This window comes from Saccharopolyspora sp. 6M (assembly GCF_020176775.1).
In the GTDB taxonomy this organism is placed as follows: Bacteria; Actinomycetota; Actinomycetes; order Mycobacteriales; family Pseudonocardiaceae; genus Saccharopolyspora_C; species Saccharopolyspora_C gregorii.
This window is the reverse complement of the sequence record NZ_JAIUJZ010000038.1, coordinates 30,949-50,873: the sequence shown is the minus strand read 5'-3', so window position 1 is coordinate 50,873 and position 19,925 is coordinate 30,949. Positions and strand designations below refer to the sequence as shown.

Annotated in this window: 17 protein-coding genes, 2 pseudogenes and 1 riboswitch; of the genes and pseudogenes, 13 read left to right on the top strand and 6 right to left on the bottom strand. The window is 74.1% G+C overall.

Annotation, left to right across the window (positions count from 1 at the left end):
- Positions 1 to 175, top strand: a pseudogene (locus LCD31_RS07050) (manganese catalase family protein); the annotation flags it as partial.
- A 269-nt stretch (positions 176 to 444) separates the two neighbouring features.
- Here the strand turns inward: LCD31_RS07050 and LCD31_RS07045 are convergent.
- Entirely contained in the window at positions 445 to 1,338 is an 894-nt protein-coding gene (locus LCD31_RS07045) for a hypothetical protein (RefSeq protein ID WP_224956756.1), read from the bottom strand.
- A gap of 196 nt (positions 1,339 to 1,534) precedes the next feature.
- Between LCD31_RS07045 and LCD31_RS07040 the strand changes: the two genes are divergently transcribed.
- From LCD31_RS07040 to LCD31_RS06995, 10 genes are all read left to right on the top strand, one after another.
- Entirely contained in the window at positions 1,535 to 2,869 is a 1,335-nt protein-coding gene (locus LCD31_RS07040) for an MFS transporter (RefSeq protein ID WP_224956755.1), read from the top strand.
- On the top strand, positions 2,866 to 3,906 hold the full coding sequence (locus LCD31_RS07035) for an Ldh family oxidoreductase (RefSeq protein ID WP_224956754.1): 1,041 nt from the start codon (positions 2,866 to 2,868) through the stop codon (positions 3,904 to 3,906). The genes LCD31_RS07040 and LCD31_RS07035 overlap by 4 nt, the downstream gene beginning before the upstream one ends.
- Before the next feature lie 23 nt (positions 3,907 to 3,929).
- The gene (locus tag LCD31_RS07030; RefSeq protein WP_224956753.1) at positions 3,930 to 4,805 is read left to right on the top strand and encodes a dihydrodipicolinate synthase family protein; all 876 of its coding nucleotides are present in this window, start codon (positions 3,930 to 3,932) and stop codon (positions 4,803 to 4,805) included.
- Entirely contained in the window at positions 4,798 to 5,706 is a 909-nt protein-coding gene (locus tag LCD31_RS07025) for a ribokinase (protein WP_224956752.1), read from the top strand. Before LCD31_RS07030 ends, LCD31_RS07025 begins: the two co-directional genes overlap by 8 nt.
- Before the next feature lie 22 nt (positions 5,707 to 5,728).
- Positions 5,729 to 6,400 carry a GntR family transcriptional regulator gene (locus LCD31_RS07020; RefSeq protein WP_224956751.1) on the top strand — a complete coding sequence of 224 codons (672 nt, stop codon included), beginning with the start codon at positions 5,729 to 5,731 and terminating at the stop codon, positions 6,398 to 6,400.
- A 76-nt stretch (positions 6,401 to 6,476) separates the two neighbouring features.
- On the top strand, positions 6,477 to 7,451 hold the full coding sequence (locus LCD31_RS07015; RefSeq protein WP_224956749.1) for a 2-hydroxyacid dehydrogenase: 975 nt from the start codon (positions 6,477 to 6,479) through the stop codon (positions 7,449 to 7,451).
- 242 nt (positions 7,452 to 7,693) lie between these two features.
- Positions 7,694 to 8,218, top strand: coding sequence for a DUF3558 family protein (locus tag LCD31_RS07010; protein ID WP_224956747.1), 525 nt, complete (start codon positions 7,694 to 7,696; stop codon positions 8,216 to 8,218).
- Between the two features lie 194 nt (positions 8,219 to 8,412).
- Positions 8,413 to 8,598, top strand: a riboswitch (cobalamin riboswitch).
- A 153-nt stretch (positions 8,599 to 8,751) separates the two neighbouring features.
- Positions 8,752 to 9,609 carry a hypothetical protein gene (locus LCD31_RS07005; protein WP_224956746.1) on the top strand — a complete coding sequence of 286 codons (858 nt, stop codon included), beginning with the start codon at positions 8,752 to 8,754 and terminating at the stop codon, positions 9,607 to 9,609.
- Complete coding sequence (locus tag LCD31_RS07000) at positions 9,606 to 10,709, top strand: PLP-dependent cysteine synthase family protein (RefSeq protein WP_224956745.1); 1,104 nt, start codon at positions 9,606 to 9,608, stop codon at positions 10,707 to 10,709. The genes LCD31_RS07005 and LCD31_RS07000 overlap by 4 nt, the downstream gene beginning before the upstream one ends.
- A complete protein-coding gene (locus LCD31_RS06995) occupies positions 10,706 to 11,962 on the top strand; it encodes an MFS transporter (RefSeq protein ID WP_224956744.1) in 1,257 nt (418 codons plus the stop codon). The genes LCD31_RS07000 and LCD31_RS06995 overlap by 4 nt, the downstream gene beginning before the upstream one ends.
- 128 nt (positions 11,963 to 12,090) lie before the next feature.
- Here the strand turns inward: LCD31_RS06995 and LCD31_RS06990 are convergent, their stop codons facing one another.
- From LCD31_RS06990 to LCD31_RS06975, 5 genes and pseudogenes are all read right to left on the bottom strand, one after another.
- Entirely contained in the window at positions 12,091 to 13,572 is a 1,482-nt protein-coding gene (locus tag LCD31_RS06990; RefSeq protein ID WP_224956743.1) for a CoA transferase, read from the bottom strand.
- Positions 13,559 to 15,352, bottom strand: coding sequence for an acyclic terpene utilization AtuA family protein (locus LCD31_RS06985; protein WP_224956742.1), 1,794 nt, complete (start codon positions 15,350 to 15,352; stop codon positions 13,559 to 13,561). Before LCD31_RS06985 ends, LCD31_RS06990 begins: the two co-directional genes overlap by 14 nt.
- 272 nt (positions 15,353 to 15,624) lie before the next feature.
- The gene (locus tag LCD31_RS28940) at positions 15,625 to 16,041 is read right to left on the bottom strand and encodes an SMP-30/gluconolactonase/LRE family protein (protein ID WP_308015825.1); all 417 of its coding nucleotides are present in this window, start codon (positions 16,039 to 16,041) and stop codon (positions 15,625 to 15,627) included.
- Between the two features lie 109 nt (positions 16,042 to 16,150).
- Positions 16,151 to 16,528: pseudogene (locus LCD31_RS28935) on the bottom strand (SMP-30/gluconolactonase/LRE family protein); the annotation flags it as partial.
- A 150-nt stretch (positions 16,529 to 16,678) separates the two neighbouring features.
- On the bottom strand, positions 16,679 to 17,233 hold the full coding sequence (locus LCD31_RS06975) for an ABATE domain-containing protein (RefSeq protein WP_224956741.1): 555 nt from the start codon (positions 17,231 to 17,233) through the stop codon (positions 16,679 to 16,681).
- Between the two features lie 83 nt (positions 17,234 to 17,316).
- On the opposite strand from LCD31_RS06975, the gene LCD31_RS06970 reads away from it, so the two are divergent.
- Both LCD31_RS06970 and LCD31_RS06965 read left to right on the top strand, forming a co-directional pair.
- Entirely contained in the window at positions 17,317 to 18,438 is a 1,122-nt protein-coding gene (locus tag LCD31_RS06970) for an epoxide hydrolase family protein (protein WP_224956740.1), read from the top strand.
- 189 nt (positions 18,439 to 18,627) lie between these two features.
- Positions 18,628 to 19,839 carry an AGE family epimerase/isomerase gene (locus tag LCD31_RS06965; RefSeq protein WP_224956738.1) on the top strand — a complete coding sequence of 404 codons (1,212 nt, stop codon included), beginning with the start codon at positions 18,628 to 18,630 and terminating at the stop codon, positions 19,837 to 19,839.
- The last annotated feature ends 86 nt before the right edge of the window (positions 19,840 to 19,925 follow it).

Genomic DNA, 19,925 nt, shown 5'->3' with positions numbered 1-19,925 from the left:
GGGGTGCCGGTCAGGGGCGCGTTCATCACGGCGAGCGGGAACCTGCTGGTGGACTTCACCTCCAACGCCGACGCGGAGATGCAGGGACGGGCGCAGGTCGCGCGGCTCCACCACATGACCGACGACAAGGGTGTTCGCGACCTGCCGTCCTTCTTGCCGGCCCGCGACACCACGCGCCCGTCGCGAATCGCGATCAGCGGTGGACGCCGCACGCCGGCTGCGGAACGCGTCGTCGTCCTGCCGGTTGTGCGGCGCTGTTCGCGTGGGGGTGCCGCCGGGCCTGGACGCGTCGGGGCGTCGCCCGCTGCGGCGACCAGGGGGCCGAGTCCGAAGTGGACCGCCGGAATTCCTCGGCGTGGCGGCGGAACCGCGTCGAGGGACCGGAAACCGGGCGGGATGGAGGAAGGCGGGACGGACGGCCCGCGGGCGGCCGCCGGATCCGGCTCAGCCGACCAGTCCGCTGATGGTCTGCTCCCAGGTGGTGGCGAGGGCCGGGGTGGTGAGGCCGAGTTGGGCGAGGACGGCGACGCAGCGGCCGTCGGCGGCGTGCAGCCGGACCACGGAGGTGGGACCGCGCACGCCGTGCGGCCGGGTGATGCGGGCCTCGGCGAGGTCGGCGGGGTGGAAGGCGGCGTTGCAGCCGCCGGAGACCATCGTGATCATGTTGCCGCGGTGCTCGACGAGGTCGAGCGCGCCGGTGTGCAGCTGGAGGCAGCCGCGGTTGAGCACGCCGATGCTCAGCGGCACCCCGGTGTCGCACAGGTGGCAGAGCAGGTCGACGACCTGCGCCGGTTCGACCGCGACCCCCGCGTCGGCTCCGGAGGTGGCGTCGGCGAGCAGCCCGTCGAGGGTGCCGAGCTGGTCGGAGGAGTCGCCCGCCGGTTCGGCGCGGGATTCCTCCGCCGCGGCGGGCCGCGCCATCCGCAGCAGGTCCATGGCGAAGGTTCCGCGGTGCGACACCAGGTAGCCGCGGTGCACCACGCGGTGCAGGTGGTCGAACATCCACAGCCCCGGTGGTTCGTGGCGCCCCTCGTCGGCGTCCATCGCGACGAACGCCCGCACCGACGGCCGGTGCAGCCGCAGCAGCACCGCGTCCGGGACGAGCGGCAGCGGGTCCCCGGTGAAGCTGGGCGGGGCGTAGGTGCCGAGGTCGCTGATCAGCGCGGTGCCGTTGGCGGTCATGGCGACGCACTCGTCGAGCAGCGGCAGGTGCGCGGCGAGCGCGTCCACGTCGAGGTCGAGCCGTGCGCCGTGCGAGCCGGGCCGGTTCAGCAGCAGGTCGAGGTCGGTCCGGGAGCCGGTGCCCGCGGCGCCGCGGGACGGATCAGGTGGGTGCAACGTCGAGGTCCTCACTGGTCGGCGGGGACGGAACTGAATCTTAGGCGAGCCTAACCTAATATCGACGCTCCGGGGTGCTCGCCCGGTCGTCGATCCCCGCCGGGAAGCGGTTCTTGCGGGGTCTTCGTTAACGGTTTACGGTTCACGAACCCGGTGGCGACGCGGCCACCGGTTCGGTTTCGAAGGAGAACCGTTCATGGAATCCGACTCGCTGACCTCCGGCGGCGAGCGCGCGCCCGGCCGCGCCACCCCCGGCTCGAAGGTCGGCCGGTACCGCTACCTGGTGCTCGCCGCGGTGACGCTGGGCATCGCGGTCAACTACCTCGACCGCGCCACGATCAGCGTCGCGCTGCCGGACATGGAAGCCGACCTCGGCATGTCCGACGCGCTGGCCGGCGTGCTGCTGTCCTCGTTCTTCTGGACCTACTCGGCCGCCCAGCTGCCCGCCGGGTTCCTCGCGGGCAGGCTCGGGCCGCGGAAGCTCATCGCGCTGTCCGCGCTGGTCTTCGGCGCGGTCACGATGCTGATGGGCCTCGCCTGGGGCGTCGGCTCGCTGGTCGTGCTGCGGCTGCTGCTGGGAATCGGGGAGGCGCCCGCGTTCCCGGCCGCCGCCCAGGTGGTCTCCGAGTGGTTCCCGAAGGGGGAGCGCAGCTTCGCCTCCGGCACCTTCAACAACGGCAACCCGATCGGCTCGACGCTGTGCATCCCGCTGGTCGCGCTGCTCGTCGCGAGCTTCGGCTGGCGGGCCTCGTTCCTGGTGACCGGCGGCCTCGCCGTCGCCTACGCCGTCGGGTGGTGGTTCTTCTACCGCTCGCCGCGCGAATCCCGGCGGGTCGGCGACGCCGAACTCGCGCACATCCGCTCCGGGCAGGAGGAACGCGCGGACGCCGAGCAGCCGGTGGCGGTGTCCTGGAAGTCGCTGTTCCGCCACCGCGCCGTGTGGTCGATGATGATCGGCTTCTTCTGCATCAACTTCGTCGCGTACTTCTTCATCACCTGGTTCCCGACGTACCTGGTGAACACCTACGACCTGACGCTGCTCAACTTCGGGTTCCTCGGGATGGTCCCCGGCATCGCCTCGATGCTCGGCGGCTGGACGGGCGGGCTCGTGTCGGACTGGCTGGTGCGCCGCGGCACCGACCTCACGACGGCGCGCAAGGGCTGCCTCGTCGGCGGGCTGCTCGGCACCTCGGTGATCGCGCTGGCCGTGGTCTCGCCCGGGGTGGGCACGGCGCTGGTGGCGCTGTCGGTGTCGTACTTCTCCAGCACGTTCGCCGCCGCGTCCGTGTGGTGCCTGCCCGCGGACGTGGCGCCCACCGCCGCGCACGTCGGCTCGCTCGGCGGGATCCAGAACGCCGCCGCCAACTGCGCCGGGATCGTTTCGCCGATCCTGATCGGCGTGATCACCGGGATCACCTCGTCGTTCGCGGTGCCGCTGCTGATCGCGGGCGGGGTGGCCGTGCTCGGCGCGCTGAACTACGCGTTCTTCATGCCGCGGCTGCGGCCGCTCGCCACCGAGGAGACCGCGTGATCGAGATCAGCGAGCTGACCGACCGGGTGCGCGGCGTCGTGCGCGCGCTCGGCGCCCCCGCGGAGGTCGCCACCGAGGTCGCCGACCACCTGGTGCGGGCCGAGCTCTCCGGGCACGCCAGCCACGGCGTGCTGCGGTTGCCGCAGTACGCCGCCGAGATCGAGCGCGGGCTGATCGTCGCCGGGGCGCGCGCGGAAGTCGTCAGCGCGACACCCGCGGCGATCGTCGTCGACGGCCACCACGGCTTCGGCCACCACGCCGCCGCGCTGGCCACCGAGGAGGCCGCCGTCGCCGCCGAACGCCTCGGCGTCGCCGCCGCCACCGTCCGCCGCAGCACCCACATCGGCCGCCTCGGCGAGTACGCCGAACGGCTCGCCGCGCGCGGGCTCGTCGCGCTCGTGCAGGTCGGCGCCGCCGGACCCGGCGTGGGCAGCATGGCGCCGTTCGGGAGCGGCAGCGGCAGGCCCTTCCTCAACACCAACCCGTGGTCGGTCGGCGTCCCCGCCGCCGACGGCGCGATCGTGTTCGACGGTTCGATGTCGACCATCGCCGAGGGCAAGGTGCACGCCGCGAAGCGCACCGGTGATCCGTTGCCGGAGGGCGCCGTGCTGACCGCGGACGGCCTGCCGGGCACCGACCCGGAGGACTTCTACGCCGACGGCACGCTGACCCCGCTCGGTGGCGCGCTCGCCGGGCACAAGGGCTACGGGCTGGCCCTGGCCGCCGCGCTGCTCGGCGGCCTCGCGCACGCCGACGGGTCCGCCGCCTCGCTGCGCGGCCTGGCGCGGCTGCGCGGACCCGACGAGGACCCGGCGGGCCTCGGCGGTGTCACGATCATCGCGCTCGACCCGGGCGCGTTCGGCGAGCGGGACGCCTACGCCGCGACCACCGGCCGGGTCGCCGCCGCGCTGCGCGCCGACGGGGTGCTGGTGCCCGGCGACCTGGAACGGCGCAGCCGCGCCGAAGCCGGTACCTCCGTCGCGCTGCCGCCCGGAACCCTCGCCGAACTCGCCGCCCTCGAAACCAGCCTGTTGTGACCGACCACCCCGAAAGGACCGACATGACCGCGCCGAACCGGCCGATCATCCTCACCGCCGCCCCCGTCGGCTTCGCCGCGGACGGGTCGGTGGACCTGGCGGCCTCGCGCCGCATCCTCGAGTTCATCGCCGCCTCCGGCACCGACGGGGCTTTCGTGCTCGGCACCACCGGCGAGTTCCCCTCGCTGACCGAGCGGGAGCGGCACGACCTCGCACGGCTCAGCCTGGAAGTGCTGCGCGGCAAGCGGGTCGTCGTGCACGTCGGCGCGCCCAGCGCGTTCCAGGTGCGGGGGCTGATCGCCGACGCCCGCGAGCTCGGGGCCACCTCGGTCGCGGTGCTCACCCCGTACTACCTGCCCGCCGGGGACGAGGCGATCGTGGAGTTCTTCCGGTCCGCCACCGCCGACGCCGACGGGCTCGACGTGTACGCGTACCTGTTCACCGACCGCACCGGCAACGCCGTCCGGCCGGAGCTGCTGGGCCGGATCGCGGCGCTGCCCGCGGTCGTCGGCGCCAAGATCAGCGGTGAGTCGCTGGACGCGGTCGCCGCCTACCGGGACGCGGTCCCGGCGGACTTCCAGATCTTCACCGGTGGTGATCGGGACATCGCGCAGGTGACCGCGCGCGGCATCGACGGCGTGGTCTCCGGGGTCGCCTCGGTGCTGCCCAAGCCGTTCGTGGCGGCCGCCGACGCCGGCGCCGCCGGGGACCCGGCCGCGGTGTCCCGGGCGCAGGACGGCGTCGACCTCGCGGTGGACGCGGTGCGCGGCGACCCGGAGCGGATGAAGGCCGGCCTGGCGCTGCAGGGCGTCGAGGCGGGCACCAGCCGGATGGCGCTCGACCCGGTGGACGCCGCCGGGCGCGCCGAACTGGAACGCGCGGTCGCCGCCCATGGCTGAGCGCGGCGGGCGCGTGTGCGTGCTCGGCAGCGCCAACGTGGACACCGTGGTCCGGGTCGAGCGCAGGCCGCTGCCGGGGGAGACGGTGCGCGGCCTCGGCCGGGACCGCTTCGCCGGCGGCAAGGGGCTGAACCAGGCGGTGGCGGCCGCCCGGATGGGCGCGACCGTCGACTTCCGCGCGCGCGTCGGCGCGGACGGCGAAGCGGACTTCCTCGCCCGGCGGCTGGCGGCCGACGGGCTCGACCTGTCCGGCGTGCTGCGCACCTCGGCGCCGACCGGCACCGCCGACATCGCCGTGGACGCCGCCGGGGAGAACACGATCGTCTTCTGCGGCGGCGCGAACGACGAGTTCACCGAGCTCAGCGCCGCGGACGGGGCGGCGATCGCGACCGCGGACGTGCTGCTGCTGCAAGGCGAGGTTCCGGTGCCGGTGCTCGTCGAAGCCGCCGGGCTCGGCCGCACCGTCGTGCTCACCCCGGCCCCGGTGCGGGCGTTCCCCGCCGCACTGCTCGACGCGGTGGACGTGCTGGTGCCCAACGAGCACGAGGCCGCCGAGCTCACCGGTGAGCGGGACCCGGCCGCCGCGGCGCGCGCGCTGTCCACCGGCGGACGGTCGGTGCTGGTCACGGTCGGGGAGCGCGGAGTGGAGCTCGCCGCCGACGGCCGCTCGCTCGGGCGCGTGCCCGCCGTGCCGGTGTCCACCGTGGACACCACCGGCGCCGGGGACACCTTCGCCGGGGCGCTCGGCGCGCTGCTCGCGGAAGGGGCCGCGCTGCCCGAAGCCGCCCGGGTCGCCGCCGCGGCCGCCGCGCTCAGCGTCACCAGGACGGGCGCGGGCGGCATGCCGCACCGGCACGAGGTGACCGAGCTGCTGGCGGCGACCACTATTGTCCACGGTTGACGATGTGATCGAGGGAGGATGCATGTCCGACTCGCTCGTCCGCGCGGATTCGCTCGGGGAGCGGCTGGCCCGCACGCTCCGGGACCGGATCGTGCGCGGGGAGATCTCGCCGGGCACGCACCTCGTCGAGGACTCCGTGGCGGAGAGCTTCGACGTCAGCCGGGGCCCGGTCCGCGACGCGCTGAAGCTGCTGCGGCTGGAGAACCTGGTCGAACCGCAGCGCCGCGGGGTGCACGTGGTCGGGCTGAGCGCCGCGGACGTCCGCGAGCTCTACGCGATCCGGCAGGCCATCGAGACGCTCGCCGTGACCAGCGCCATCGGTCTCGGCGAGCAGCGCTCGGAGACGGGCATGCTCCGCGGGCTGCGCGGCATGTCCGAGACGGCCACGCCGCCCCGGGCCGCCGAGTTCGCCGAGCACGACCTGCGGTTCCACCGCGGCATCTACGAGGCCAGCGGCAACCGCAGGCTGCTGACGATCTGGCTGCAGATCGAGCCGCTGTTCGCCAGCATGCTTGCGGTCACCAACAGCGAGGACGAGGACCTGGGCCCGGTGTGCACCGCGCACGAGCAGCTGCGGTCCTCGATCGCCGACGGCGACGCGGCGCGCGCCACCTCGCTGCTCACCGCGCACCTGGCGGGCTCCGAGGAGCGGATGCTCGCCGCGCTCCAGCGCATCTGGGCCGCCACTTCCTGACACCACGCGGAACCCGGCTCCTCGCCACCGGCGGGGAGCGGGTTCCGCGCGCCCGGAACACCCCGAGAGAGGAACCATGACCGGTCACATCGTCAGCTTCTACGACCTCAACGACATCACCGAGGCGTCGTTGCGCGAGCACCTGCCGGACCTGCCCGGGCTGCGGATCACCGAGATCGGGCCGGAGCAGGACCCCGCCGCCCACCTGGACGCGCTGGCCACCGCGACGATCGTGCTGGCCCCGCTGGAGAAGGAGCGGCGGATCGGCGCCGAGCTGCTGGACGCGATGCCGCGCTGCGAGCTCGTGCAGTCCGTCGCGGTCGGCTTCGACGGCGTGGACCACCTCGCCGCGGCCGAGCGCGGCATCCCGGTGGCGAACCTGCCCGGGTTCAACGCCGACGCGGTCGCCGACTGGACGGTCGGTTCGCTGCTGTACCTGCTGCGGCACTACGCGGCCGGGCACCGCAAGGTGGAATCCGGCGGCTGGGGACCGGAGGGGTTGCGCGGCCGCGACCTGGCGGCGCTGACGGTCGGCATCCTCGGCTTCGGCAACATCGGGCGCGCGGTGGCCCGTCGCCTGGACGGCTTCGGCGCCCGGGTGGTGGTGCACGACCCGGTGCCGTCCGAGCCGGGCCGGGAGTACCTGCCGCTGGCCGAGGCGGTGGCCGCCTCGGACGTGCTGAGCCTGCACCTGCCGCTGAACACCGCCACCCACGGCCTGGTCGGTGACGAGCTGCTGGCGCGGATGCGGCGCGGCGGCTACGTGCTCAACGCGGGGCGTGGCGGCGTCCTGGACGAGCGGGCGCTGGTGCGGGCCCTGGATTCCGGGCAGCTGGCGGGCGCGGCGCTGGACGTGTTCGAGCAGGAACCGCTGCCCGCGGACTCGCCGCTGCGGGGCCGCTCGGACGTGCTGCTCAATCCGCACACCGCGGGCGTGACCTGGGACGCCTACCACAACCTCCGCGGGAGGTTGTTCGCGAAGCTCGCCGCCGTGCTGACCGGGGAGCGGCCCGCCGACGTGGTCAACGGGGTCGAGCCGCGCCCCCGCTGAAGTTGGCGGGTTCTCGTCATCGGGGGCTGTTTTCGGGGGTGGGAGCGCCGGTGGTCCTGGTCCGCTCGGGGCAGCCGGTGCGCCGGGCCGGTCGCTCGATTCTTGGGCGCTACGGCCGAAACCGCGTTGCTGCCGGAGCCGCCCGCTGGACGCACGGGACATGATCAGCGCGTCCAGCGGGGAGGGCGCGAGTTCTCCGGATCGACCCGATCCGGACCGGATCAACGGCAGGCGTGATGAGTGTGAACGAGAAGGTTGCGGTGCCCCGCATCGGCGCGGTTCGGCTCGGCTCGGTCGGCTTGGCCGTCGTCGCCGCGCTGTCGCTGGCGGGATGCGGCGGCGTGCAGGTCGACTCCCCGAAGGACGCGAGCGGGGAGAAGCCCTGCGACCTGGTGCCCGAGCAGACGGTGCACGAGCTGGGATTCCACCTGGGCGGCAAGGAGAGCGCGGGCGCGTGCACCTGGAGCACCCCGCGGGACAGCGTGCGGCTGGAGGTCGGTGTGGTCGCGGACCGGTCGCTGCAGGACTTCCAGGACGCGGCCGAGGAGTACTCCGACTTCGGCGAGCTGACCATCGGCGGGCACCCGGCGGTGCGCGCGAACTCCGGTGACCCGAAGGCCGACGGCACCTGCGAACTGGTCGTGGCCGCCGACTCGGACCAGGCGGTGTCGGCGAAGTCGAAGATCCCCAGCGGTGCCACCGCCGACCCGTGCGAGCTGGTGGAGCGGGCCCTCGACGCGGCCGTCCCCTCCTGGCCCGCCGCCTAGCCGCCGGGCGCACGGCGAGGTCGCGGTGATCCCGCGTCCGGTGAGGTGGCAGCACCGGGCGCGGGAGCCGGAGTCGCCGATGTCATATTCGCGAACGGCGATGCGTGCGCCGGTGTCCGCCACCTGCGGCGACACCGGTTCCGCCGACCGCGGTGCGGGTTCCGGGCGGTGGCCGCGGCCTTGACATCGGCCACCGGGGCTGCGAACTTCTGAGCCGTTCGAACGACGGTGTGCAGGAAGCCGGTGCGAATCCGGCGCGGTCCCGCCACTGTGAGTGGGGAGTCGTCCTCCACCCGAGCCACTGCCGGTCCCCGGCGGGAAGGCCGGAGGCCGGTGCCGATCCGCGAGCCAGGAGACTGGCACCGTCGTGCCGATTCGTGCGGGGTCGCGGAGCCCCGGAGGAGGTACGTGGTGTCGCGCATCGCCGCATCGCGCCGGGAAGTCCGGCAAACCGTCCACATCGGACACTAGTCGTCCCCGCGGGTTCGTCCCGCCGCTGTGCGTTCCGTTCCGGTTCCAGCTCGGGGAGACACGTGCGTCCTGCCACCACCACTGATCAGTCCTACGTGGACTCGCTGGTCGAGTCCGCGCTGTCCGGCCACGTCCGCGATGCGGACGGGAACGGCCCGGCGGAGCTCTCCGCCGCCGTCGCGTTCCTGACCGTGCAGGCCGCCCGGCACACCGGGCGCGGCACCGGCTACACCAACACCGTGCTCAGCGTCCGGATCGCCGACGCCGTCGGCTCGTGCGCCGTCGAACCCGGCGCCCTGGACGAGGACGCGGTGCGCGCCGCCGTGGGCCGCACCGCGGCCGAGCTGCTGCGGCACCCGCTGCTGCCGGTGCGGGTCGCGGCGCTGGACGCCTACCTCGCCGCGCTCACCCCGCACGCCGCGCACCCGCTGTCCCGGCAGGTGGTGATCCCGACGGGCGACTCGCTGGTCAAGTCCACCGCCCGCGCCCGCGCGGTCGCCGCGATCACCGCGGTCCCCGATGGCGGCCGGGTCGCGGTGATCGGCGTGGTGAACTCGCTGCTCGACGCGCTGCGGGACCGCGGGCTCGACTACGTGCCCTGCGACCTCAAGGGCGGCCGCACCGAGTGGGACGAGCCGATCCGCACCGACCACGCCGCCGCGATCGACGGCGCGGACGCGGTGCTGGCCTCCGGCATGGTCCTCGGCAACGGCACCTTCGACGACATCGCCGCGACCTGCGCGGCCCGCGACCTGCCGCTGACCCTGTTCGCGCAGACCGGATCCGCTGTGCTGCGGGAACTGCTCGGCGGCCCGGTGCGCGCGCTGTCGGCGGAGCCCTACCCGTTCTTCTGGCTCTCCGGCGAGGACACCACGATCCACACCTACGAGGCCGCCCGCGCCACCGAGGTCGTGCGGTGACGGGTCGCGCGCCCGCCCGCTGCGACTCGGCCCTGGACCTGATCGGAGGCACCCCGCTGCTGCGGGTCGCCGCACCGATCGCGTTCCCGCACCCGGGTTTCTGGGCGAAGCTGGAGAGCACCGCGCCGGGCGGCATGAAGGCCCGCGCCGCGCACGCCATGCTCACCGCGGCCCGGGCCCGCGGAGAACTGCGCCCCGGCGGGACGGTCGTCGAGTCCACCAGCGGCACCCTGGGCATCGGCCTGGCATACGTGGGGACCGCGCTGGGCCACCCGGTCGTCGTGGTCGCCGACGCGGAGCTCGATGGGCAGACCCGCGCGCTGCTCACCGCGCACGGGGTGCGGGTGGAGCTGGTGCGCGACCCGCACCCGGTGGGCGGCTGGCAGCGCGCGCGGCTGGACCGGGTGCGGGAGCTGCTGGCCGAGCTGCCCGGGGCGTACTGGCCGGACCAGTACAACAACCCGGACAACGTCACCGGCTACCGCGCGCTCGGCCACGAACTGCTGGACCAGCTGCCGGACGCGCAGGTCGTGGTGTGCAGCGTCGGCACCGGCGGGCACAGCGCCGGCATCGCGCGGGCGCTGCGCGAGCGCGCCCCCAGGGTGCGGCTGGTCGGGGTGGACGCGGCGGGGTCCGCGGTGTTCGGCGACCCGGTGGCGAAGCGCCTGATGCGCGGCCTCGGCAGCAGCATCCACCCCGGCAACGTGGACTACGCGGCGTTCGACGAGGTGCACCTGGTCGGCGCGGCGGAGTCCGTCGCGGCCTGCCACCGGCTCGGGGCCGGCGCGTTCGTCACCGGCGGCTGGAGCACCGGCGCGGTGGCGCTGGTGGCGTCCTGGTGCGCCCGGGAGCTCGGCGCGGACCAGGTGGCCGCGGTGTTCCCGGACGGGCCGCACCGCTACTGGGGGACGATCTACGACCCGGACTTCCTCGCCGCGCAGGACTTCCCGGAACCCGCCGCCGAACCGGTGGACGCGGACGGCATACCGTCCGAAGTGGACAGCAGAACGACGTGGAGGAGGTCGCGCAAGGTGGTCGATCCGTGTGCCCGGCGAGCCGACGGCCCGGCGGAATGCCCGGTCTGCGAGGTGCGGCCGTGAACCGCGCCGCGTTCGCCCGGTTGTCCCCGGCGGCGAAGCTGCTGGTGATCAACCAGTTCGGCATCAACGTCGGCTTCTACATGCTGATGCCGTTCCTGGCCGCGTACATGAGCGGGAACCTCGGCTACGGCGCCGCCGTGGTCGGGCTCGTGCTCGGCGTCCGCAACTTGAGCCAGCAGGGCATGTTCCTGCTCGGCGGCACCGCGGCGGACCGCCTCGGCTGCCGGCCGATGATCATCGCCGGTTGCGCGTTGCGCGTGGTGTCGTTCGGCCTGTTCGCCGTGTTCACCACGCTGCCCGGCCTGTTCGCCGCCGCGATCCTCACCGGCCTGGCGGGGGCGCTGTTCAACCCGGCGGTGCGGACCTACCTGATGCACGAGGCGGGGGAGCGGCGCGCCGAGGTCTTCGCCGTGTTCAACGTGTTCCAGCACGCGGGCACCCTGGTGGGGCCGCTGCTGGGCGCGGCGCTGCTGACGGTGGACTTCCGGGTCATCGCACTGGTGGCGTGCGTGGCCTTCGCGGTGCTCACCGGCGCGCAGCTGCTGGTGCTGCCGCACCGCGAGGTCGAGCCGCAGCGCCAGAGCGTGCTGGGCAGCTGGCGGGAAGTGGTGCTGAACCGCCGGTTCCTCGGCTTCACCCTGGCGCTGTCGGCGTACTTCGCGCTCTACAACCAGCTCTACCTGACGCTGCCGCTGGAGGCGCAGCGCGTGTCCGGGGTGGCGTGGTCCATCGCCGTCGTGTTCGGGGTGTCCACGCTGATCGGCGTGTTCGGGCAGGTGCGGATCACCGAGTGGTGCCGGGCGCGGTGGAGCTCCGGCCGGTCCATCGTGGTCGGCCTGGCCTGCATGGGCGGCTCGTTCGTGCCGATCCTGCTGGCCGCACCCGTGCTGCCGGAACGGCTACCCGTCGGCGGCATCGCCGGGACGGTGCTGGCGTTCGTGCCCGTGGTGCTCGCGATCGTGCTGTTCACCGTCGGGCAGGCGATGACGAACCCGTTCGCGATGGAACTGCTTCCCGCGGTCGGCAGCGAACGCCTCGCCGGCACCTACTACGGCTTCTACTACCTGGTCTCCAGCCTGGTCGCGGCCGCGGTCAGCTGGCTGGCGGGCGCGCTGCTGGACGCCTTCGCCGAGCCGGGGATGCGCTGGCTGCCGTGGGCGGTGCTGCTGCTGGTGGGCTTGGCCGGCAGCGCGGGCACCCGCCTGCTGGAACGCCGGGGAGCGCTCACCCCCACCACCCCGGCCGAGGCCTGACCGCCCGAGGACCAAGCGAATCTCGGCCCTCTCCTGTCAGCGGCGAAGCCGCTGAGCCGCCGACCACGTACGCAGGTCGACCACCCGCCACCCGAGTGCTGAGCAACCCGAGTTCGACCACCCGCAGCTCAGCGGTCTAGCCATTCCGGACGGGAAGAGCCTCGGGGAACCAGAACGGTGCGGTAGTGGCCGGGGGTCGCGGACATCCGGACCTGGTCGGTGACGCCCTGGTAGTGGCCCAGCGGCGTCTCGGCGGTGAACGTCTCCGGGTCGAGGTAGGCGTGCCGGGCGTCGCTGCCCGCGGTGGCCGCCGCGTACTCCTTGTCGAACACGCCGAGGCTCAGGATCCAGAGCGCGGCGCGGGTCAGCGACACGTGCACCCGGTAGCTGCCGCCGTCGACGGCGCGGCGGGCCAGCGCCTCGGCCACCCCGGTCGCCATCAGCCAGGACACGATGTAGTCGTTGACCACCAGGATCGGCGGCAGCGCCGGCGTCTCCCCGTCGCCCTCCAGGTTCATCATGCCGGTGAGGCTGCCCGCGGTCTGGTCGAAGCCGACGCGCCCCGCCCACGGCCCGCGCTCGCCGTTGAGGGTGGTGGTGGCGTGGACGATGCCGGGCCGGGCCTCGGCGGCCTGCTCGGCGGAGAGCCCGATGGAGTCGAGGAAACCGGGCCTGCGGTTGGCGAAGAACACGTCCGCTCCGGCCAGCAGCTCCCGGATGCGCCGCGACCCGTCTGCGCCGTAGGGGTCGACGGTCGCGGAGCGGGTGCCGACGTTCGCGGTCACGTAGGTGGTGTCGTGCTCCATCTCGCCGGGCCGCCACAGGTTCAGCACGTCGGCCCCGTGCAGGGCGAGGGCGCGCCCCACCCCGGCTCCGGCGATGACGTGGCCCATGCCGAGCGCGCGGATGCCGTCCAGCGGCGAGCCACCGCCGGTGAGCGGTTCCGGTTCGCTCTCGCCGATCTTGGTGATCTCGATCAGCGGCAGGTCGGCGAGGGCGTCGCGGTAGTGCGGTTCGGCGAGCAGTTCCTCGGTGCTGCGCAGCATCGGCAGCACGGTGCCCGCTTCGACGGCCGCGTTCTCCAGGTCGAGCGCGTTCCAGCCGGAGATCGCCTTCGCGACGGCCTGCGCGTCGTCCGGGACACCCAGCAGCTTCTGCGCCGCGATCTTGATCTTCGGGTAGGGGTTGAGCGGCATCACCCAGCGGTCGTCGGCGGTGCGGTAGAAGGCGAACCCGAGCGCGTTCGACGGGTTCGCCGCCGAGGCCGCCGGGTAGCCGTTGACCAGCTCCCACCGGCGGTCGTAGAACGGGCACAGCCGGTGCGGCGCGGACCGCAGGTCCACCTCGATGTCCTGGCCCTCGCCGCCGCGCAGCCGCCACAGCTTCGCGATCGCCGCCGACTTCGCGGCCAGTGCGATCGCCGAACCCCCGCCGAGGCGCAGGGTGCTGGGCACCACCGGGTCCGCGCCGTGGAAGGTGATGGAGCCGCCGGTGTCCGCGGCGCTCATGCCGACGCCGCCGAGCACCTCCGCCAGCTCGCCCGCCGGATCGAACTCGTCCGAAGTGGACGGTTCGGCCACCGCCTTGGTGACGCGGTCAGTCAGCGACATGGTTCCCTCCTCCGTCCGGTAGCAGTTCCACCGGGATGAGCACGTGCTTGGCCCGCAGGTATTCGCCCACGGCCTTGCCTACCTGGTCGACGCGCAGGTTCGACGAGCCACCGGTGCCAAGCAGTCCGCGCAGCACGAAGTGCACGGCCCGCAACTCCGGGAACTCGTGGCGCACCACGTCCAGCCCGGCGCACTCGGGCAGCAGCTCGCGCAGCGCGGCGGTGGACAGGGTGTCCCGCAGCCACGGCCACGCCCGCTCCTCGGCGACCCAGACGCCGACGTTGCTGTTGCCGCCCTTGTCACCGCTGCGCGCGTGCGCCAGCGTCCCCAGCGGTGCCGACCGGGTCTCGCCGAGCTCCGGCGCGGCCGGTTCCGGGTGGACGGGCTGGGCGCCCGCGGCTTCGGTGCGGACGGGCGGCTTCACGTCCACTTCGGACCCGTCGGCGAACCGGACCCGGTGCGGCACCTCGGACATCGGCAGCAGCGCCGGCCAGTGGTCGATGCGCGGCCGCGGCGTCGAGGTGAGCCCGGCGGCGCCGTCGTGGAAGAAACCGGGCAGGCCCTGCAAGTACAGCGACCCGAGCCGCGCCGCCGCGTCGAACCGCTCCAGCGGTTCCCGCTCGGCCGCCGTCGCCATCACCCGCACCGGGACGGTCGCCGCCCACTGCGTCGCCGGATCGGCGGCGGGGGTGCCGAGCGGGGTGACGTCCAGCTCGGTGATGCCCTCGGGCAGGTCGCGGGCGAGCTGGGTGCGCAGCAGCTCGACCTTCGCGGCCACGTCCAGGCCGGTCACGAACGCGGTGTTCACCACCTGGTACCCGATCCCGCCGAACACGGCGACCTTCGTCGTCGGCGGCGGGGGAGAACCGGTGGCACCGGTGACCCGCACCCGGTCCGGGCCGTCCGGCGTCAGCGCGACCGCGTCGAGGTGCGTGGTGACGTCCGGGTTCAGGTAGGTCGGGCCCTGGATCTCGTAGACCAGCTGCGCGGTGACGGTGTCGGTGGTGACCGCGCCGCCGTCGCGGGCGTGCTTGGTGATGGTGCTGGACCCGTCGGCGGCGACCTCGGCGATCGGGAACCCGGGCACCGCCATCCCGGGGATGCGGGTGAAGCCGGAGAAGTTGCCGCCGGTGGCGTGCGCGCCGCACTCGATGACGTGCCCGGCCAGCACCGCTCCGGCCAGCTCGTCCCAGTCCTCGCGGCCCCAGCCGTGCCACCAGGCGGCGGGGCCCGCGGTCAACGAGGCGTCGGTGACCCTCCCGCACACCACCACGTCGGCCCCGGCGGCGAGCGCTTCGGCGATGCCCCACCCGCCGAGGTAGGCGTTCGCGGCCATCGGCGCCGCCGCCCACCCGGCCAGGTCCCGCCCGGTGTCCAGGTGTTCCAGCCGGTGCCCGGCCCGCTGCAGCTCCGGCAACCGGTCGAGCACGTCGTCGCCGGCCACGTGCGCGACCCGCAGGTCGGCGCCGTCGGTCGCGATCACCTCGCGCAGCGCCGCGGCCAGCCCGGCCGGGTGGAAACCGCCCGCGTTGGTGACGACCTTGGCGCCGCGTTCGGCGAGCACCCCCAGGTGCGGGCGCAGCTGGTCGAGGAAGTGCTCCACGTACCCGCGCGCCGGGTCGCGCCGGTAGCGCACCGACAGCGCGGCGAGGGTGATCTCCGCGAGGTAGTCGCCGATCAGCACGTCCACCGGATCTCCGGCCAGCACCTCGGCCACTCCGGTGAACCGGTCCCCGAGGTAGCCGGAGAACCCGCCGATGCGGATCGCGCGTTCGGACATGGCAGTGCACCTCGCTGTTCGTCGGTTTCCACGCTACGACTGACCCCGGGCCGCGGCCACGACCGTTCGGCGAAGGCCGCCGTGATCGCCTCGGTCACGCCGCCGGGTCGGCACGCCGCCCGCCCGGCCGCCTGCGCCGCGAGCCCGGTGGTCCCCGGTCGGCGGCGACGCCGCTGCCCGCCTGCCGCTGAGCGGGCGAGCGGACTGGCGCACCAGGAATCCATCCCGGCCCGGGGGGGCAGCTGGTGCTGCGCGGCGGGAGCGGCGGAGCATCAAGCGGTGAAGTGCGGAGGCAGGCCCGGGCGCGGCCACTCGGTCTCGTACAGCACGCCCCGGCCCGAGGAGGTGATGTAGGCGGTGCGCAGGTCCGGTCCGCCGAAGCAGATGTTGGTGACCAGCGGGTCCGGCACGGGGACCGGCACCTGCTCGACGAGCTCGCCGTCCGGGCTGAGCACGCTGATCTCGCCGGTGTTCAGCGTCGCCACGCACACGTTGCCCGCCGAGTCCACCGCGAGCGAATCCAGCATCCGCGCCCCGGAGAACCCGTGCAGCAGCTCAGCACCGCGGCGCACCCGGCCCGGTCCCAGCACCTCCCAGCTCCACACCCGGCCCGACCCGGTTTCGGCGACGTGCACCCGATCTCCGTCCGGGGACAGGCCGACGCCGTTCGGCTGGTGCAGCGGGAACACCAGTTCCTCCACCCCGGGAGCCGTCCGGCAGCGCGTAGTACAGCCCGCCCAGGTCCATCTCCCGCGCGCGGGTCTTGCCGAAGTCGGTGAAGTAGCAGCCGCCGTCGGCGTCGAACACGAGGTCGTTCGGCCCGCGCAGCGGTCGTCCGTCCACTTCGGTGCGCACGTCGGTGACCTCGCCGTCGAGGGTGACGCGCTGCAGGCGCCCGCCGGAGTAGTCGTCGGGTTGGCCGCCGGGCACGCTCAGCCCGTCCCGGTCGTGCCAGCGGAACCCGCCGTTGTCGCACACGTACACGGCGCCGTCGGGGCCGATGGCCGCGCCGTTGGGTCCACCGCCGCAGTCCGCGACGACCGAGATCGCGCCGTCCGGGGCCACCCGGGACAGCGTGCCGCGGCGGATCTCCACGACCAGCACGGAGCCGTCGGCGAGGGCGACGGGGCCTTCGGGGAACCGCAGGCCTTCGGCGATGGTGCGCAGTTCGGGCATGGGGCGGGACTCCTCTTCTCCTGGTGGCCGATCACCACGCTCCCAGACTCGCGCCGTGTCCTCGACCGCGACGGCGGAGGTTCCGCGGCGCTCCGCACGCCCGCCCCTGCTCACCTCGGCCGGAAGCCGGATCCGATCCGCCGCCGGTGCTCAGCCCCGGCCTTGCCGGCTCCGGTAGGCCGCGACGCCGGCCCGGTGCGCGCAGTTCCGGGTGCAGTACCGCTTCGAGCCGTTGCGCGACAGGTCGACGAACACGGCCCGGCAGCGCAGCCCGGCGCACGCGCCGAGGCGGGCCGATCCGTGCGCGGCGATCACGGCGGCCAGTGCGCTGAGCGTGGTCGCGGCCAGGTGCGCCGCGCAGCGGTCGGTGTCGGAGGTCGTCTCGGTCCACCAGCGGCCCTGCTCGTGGCGCAGTGCCGGGGTGGCTCGGCTGCGGCGCAGGCCGTCGTTGATCAGGGCCGCGGTTCCGGCCGCGTCGGTGCTCGCCCGTTCCAGCACGGCGCGCACCGTCCCGCGCAGCGCGCGGACCTCCGCCAGGTCGGCGCGGGTGGGGCGGCGCGGGCCTGGCGCGGCCGGGGCGTGCCGGTCGAGGAAGTCCGCGAGCTGCTGCACGGTCTCCAGCTCGTCCGCGCCCGTGATCGGCTTGACCGTGTTGGCGAGGTCGACGGCCGTCCGGATCGCCGGATCGTGCTGCCCATCGAGCATCTGGCGTGCCTCCTCGCGACGCCCTAATGTTACACGCGTCATCGCTTTCACCTGTCACGCAGCATCCGGGGAGGGAGCCCGCCGTGGCCGCCGAGCCGTTCAGGGCCAGCATCACCGAAGCCGAGATCGACGATCTGCGCGACCGGTTGCGCCGGACGCGGTGGCCCGAACCCGAGCCGGTGCACGACTGGTCGCAGGGAGTGCCGCTGGCCCGTGCCCAGGAGCTCTGCCGGAGCTGGGCCGAGGACTACGACTTCGGGTTCGCCGAGCGGCTGAACGCCTTCCCGCAGTACCGCGACGTGGTCGACGGGCTGGGCATCCACTTCCTGCACGTCCGCTCGCCGGAGCCGGACGCGTTCCCGCTGGTGCTCACGCACGGGTGGCCGGGCTCGGTGCTCGAGTTCCTGGACGTCCTCGGCCCGCTGACCGACCCCCGCGCGCACGGCGGGGACCCGGCGGATGCGTTCCACGTGGTCGCGCCGTCGTTGCCCGGGTACGGCTGGAGCGACAAGCCGTCGACGACCGGGTGGGGCATCACGCGCATCGCACGCGCCTGGGACGCGTTGATGGTGTCGCTGGGGTACGGCCGGTATGGCGCGCAGGGCGGCGACTGGGGTTCGGCGGTGTCCGGCGCGCTGGGGGAGGTGGCGCCCGAGCGGGTCGCCGGCGTCCACCTGAACATGGGGTCCGTGGCGGCGGGCGCGTTCGACGACCCGACACCCGCGGAGCTGGCGAACCTCGCCGCCGCGGAGGAGTTCCAGCGCACCGGCCGGGGGTACTCGGCGCTCCAGTCGACCCGGCCGCAGACCCTCGGCTACGCGCTCACCGACTCCCCGGCGGGCCAGGCGGCCTGGATCGCCGAGAAGTTCTGGGCGTGGACGGACAACAGCGGCGACATCGAGGACGCGGTGCCGCTGCAGAAGCTCCTCGACGAGATCTCGGTCTACTGGTTCACCGCGTCGGCCGCGTCCTCGGCGCGCCTGTACTGGGAGGGTTTCGCCCGTTTCCGGGACGTGGTCACGGCGCCGTCCGGGCTGTCGGTCTACCCGCGCGACCTCGCCCGCCCGTCGCGGCGGGAGGCCGAACTGCGGTTCACCGACTTGCGCTGGTTCGAGGAACTGCCGCGAGGCGGCCACTTCGCCGCACTGGAGCAGCCGGAGTCGCTGGTCGAGCAGGTGCGCGGCTTCTTCCGCCTCGTCCGCTGACCGCCCGTCGCCACCCGGCCGCGACTCACTAATCCACTGTGGACAGAACGCGTCCGCCGCCGGAGGTGGCGTGGTGCCGCGGTGTTTCGCTGTGCGAAGCTGGTGGTTCGGACCACCGACCGCCCGGCGGAACCCGGGACCGGTCGGATCGAACGGGCCCCGCGCCCGAAACGTCGGAAGGTAGGCGTCGTGACCGAACAATCGCAGGCGTTCGTGCCGGAGTGGGTGCGCGTCGAGCCGGAGCGGGTGCTCGCCTTCGCCGAGGCCGCCGCGCACCCCGACGGCGGCTTCGCCTGGCTGGACTCCGCGGGCGCGCCGGTGCCGGAGCGGCCGGTGGAGACCTGGATCACCTGCCGCACCACGCACGTGCTCGCCCTCGCCGTCGCGCAGGGCCGGGACGACCTGCGGCCGCGGGTCGAGCACGGCGTGGCGGCGCTGCGCGGGCTGCTGCACGACGACGAGCACGGCGGCTGGTTCGCCTCGGCCACCGCCGCCGGTCCGGTCGCCGACCACAAGGGCGCCTACGAGCACGCGTTCGTGCTGCTCGCCGCCGCCAGCGCCGCCGCGATCGGCGCGGACGGCGGGCGGAAGCTGCTGGACGACGCGCTCGCGGTGCAGGACGCGCACTTCTGGGAGGACGAGCACGGCCTGGTCGCCGACTCCTGGAACCGTTCCTGGACCGAGCTGGAGCCCTACCGCGGCGTCAACGCGAACATGCACACCGTGGAGGCGCTGCTGGCCGCCGCCGACGTCACCGGCGACCGCCGCTGGTCCGACCGCGCGGCCCGCATCGTCGAGAACGTGGTGCACGGTTTCGCCCGCGACGGCGGCTGGCGGCTGCCGGAGCACTTCGACCCGAGCTGGAACGTGCGGCTGGACTACAACCGGGACAAGCCCGCCGACCAGTTCCGCCCGTACGGGGTGACCATCGGCCACCTGCTGGAGTGGTCCCGGCTGGCCCTGCACGTGCGGCACGCGCTGGGGGAGCGGGCGCCCGCCTGGCTGCTCGACGACGCGCGGGAGCTGTTCGCCACCGCCGTCCGCGACGGCTGGGACGTGGACGGGGCGGCGGGCTTCGTCTACACCACCGACTTCGACGGCGCCCCGGTGGTGCGCAACCGGCTGCACTGGGTGATCGCGGAGGCGCTGGCCACCGCGTGGGCGCTGCACCAGGCCACCGGCGACGAGGAGTACGCCCGCTGGTTCACCACCTGGGCCGAGCACGCCGAGCGCCACTTCGTGGACCGCGAGCTCGGGTCCTGGCGCCACGAGCTCGACGAGCACAACCGGCCGGCCGCCACGGTCTGGGAGGGCAAGCCCGACCTGTACCACGCGTACCAGGCGACGCTGCTGCCGCGGCTGCGGCCTGCCGCGTCGTTCATCGGCGCGCTGACCGGCTGATCGCCTGCTGAACGCCCTGCCCGTGCGGCAGGGCGTTCTTCTCGGCCGAAGATCTCTGCGATCCGAATTCGTTCAGTGTCAACTGA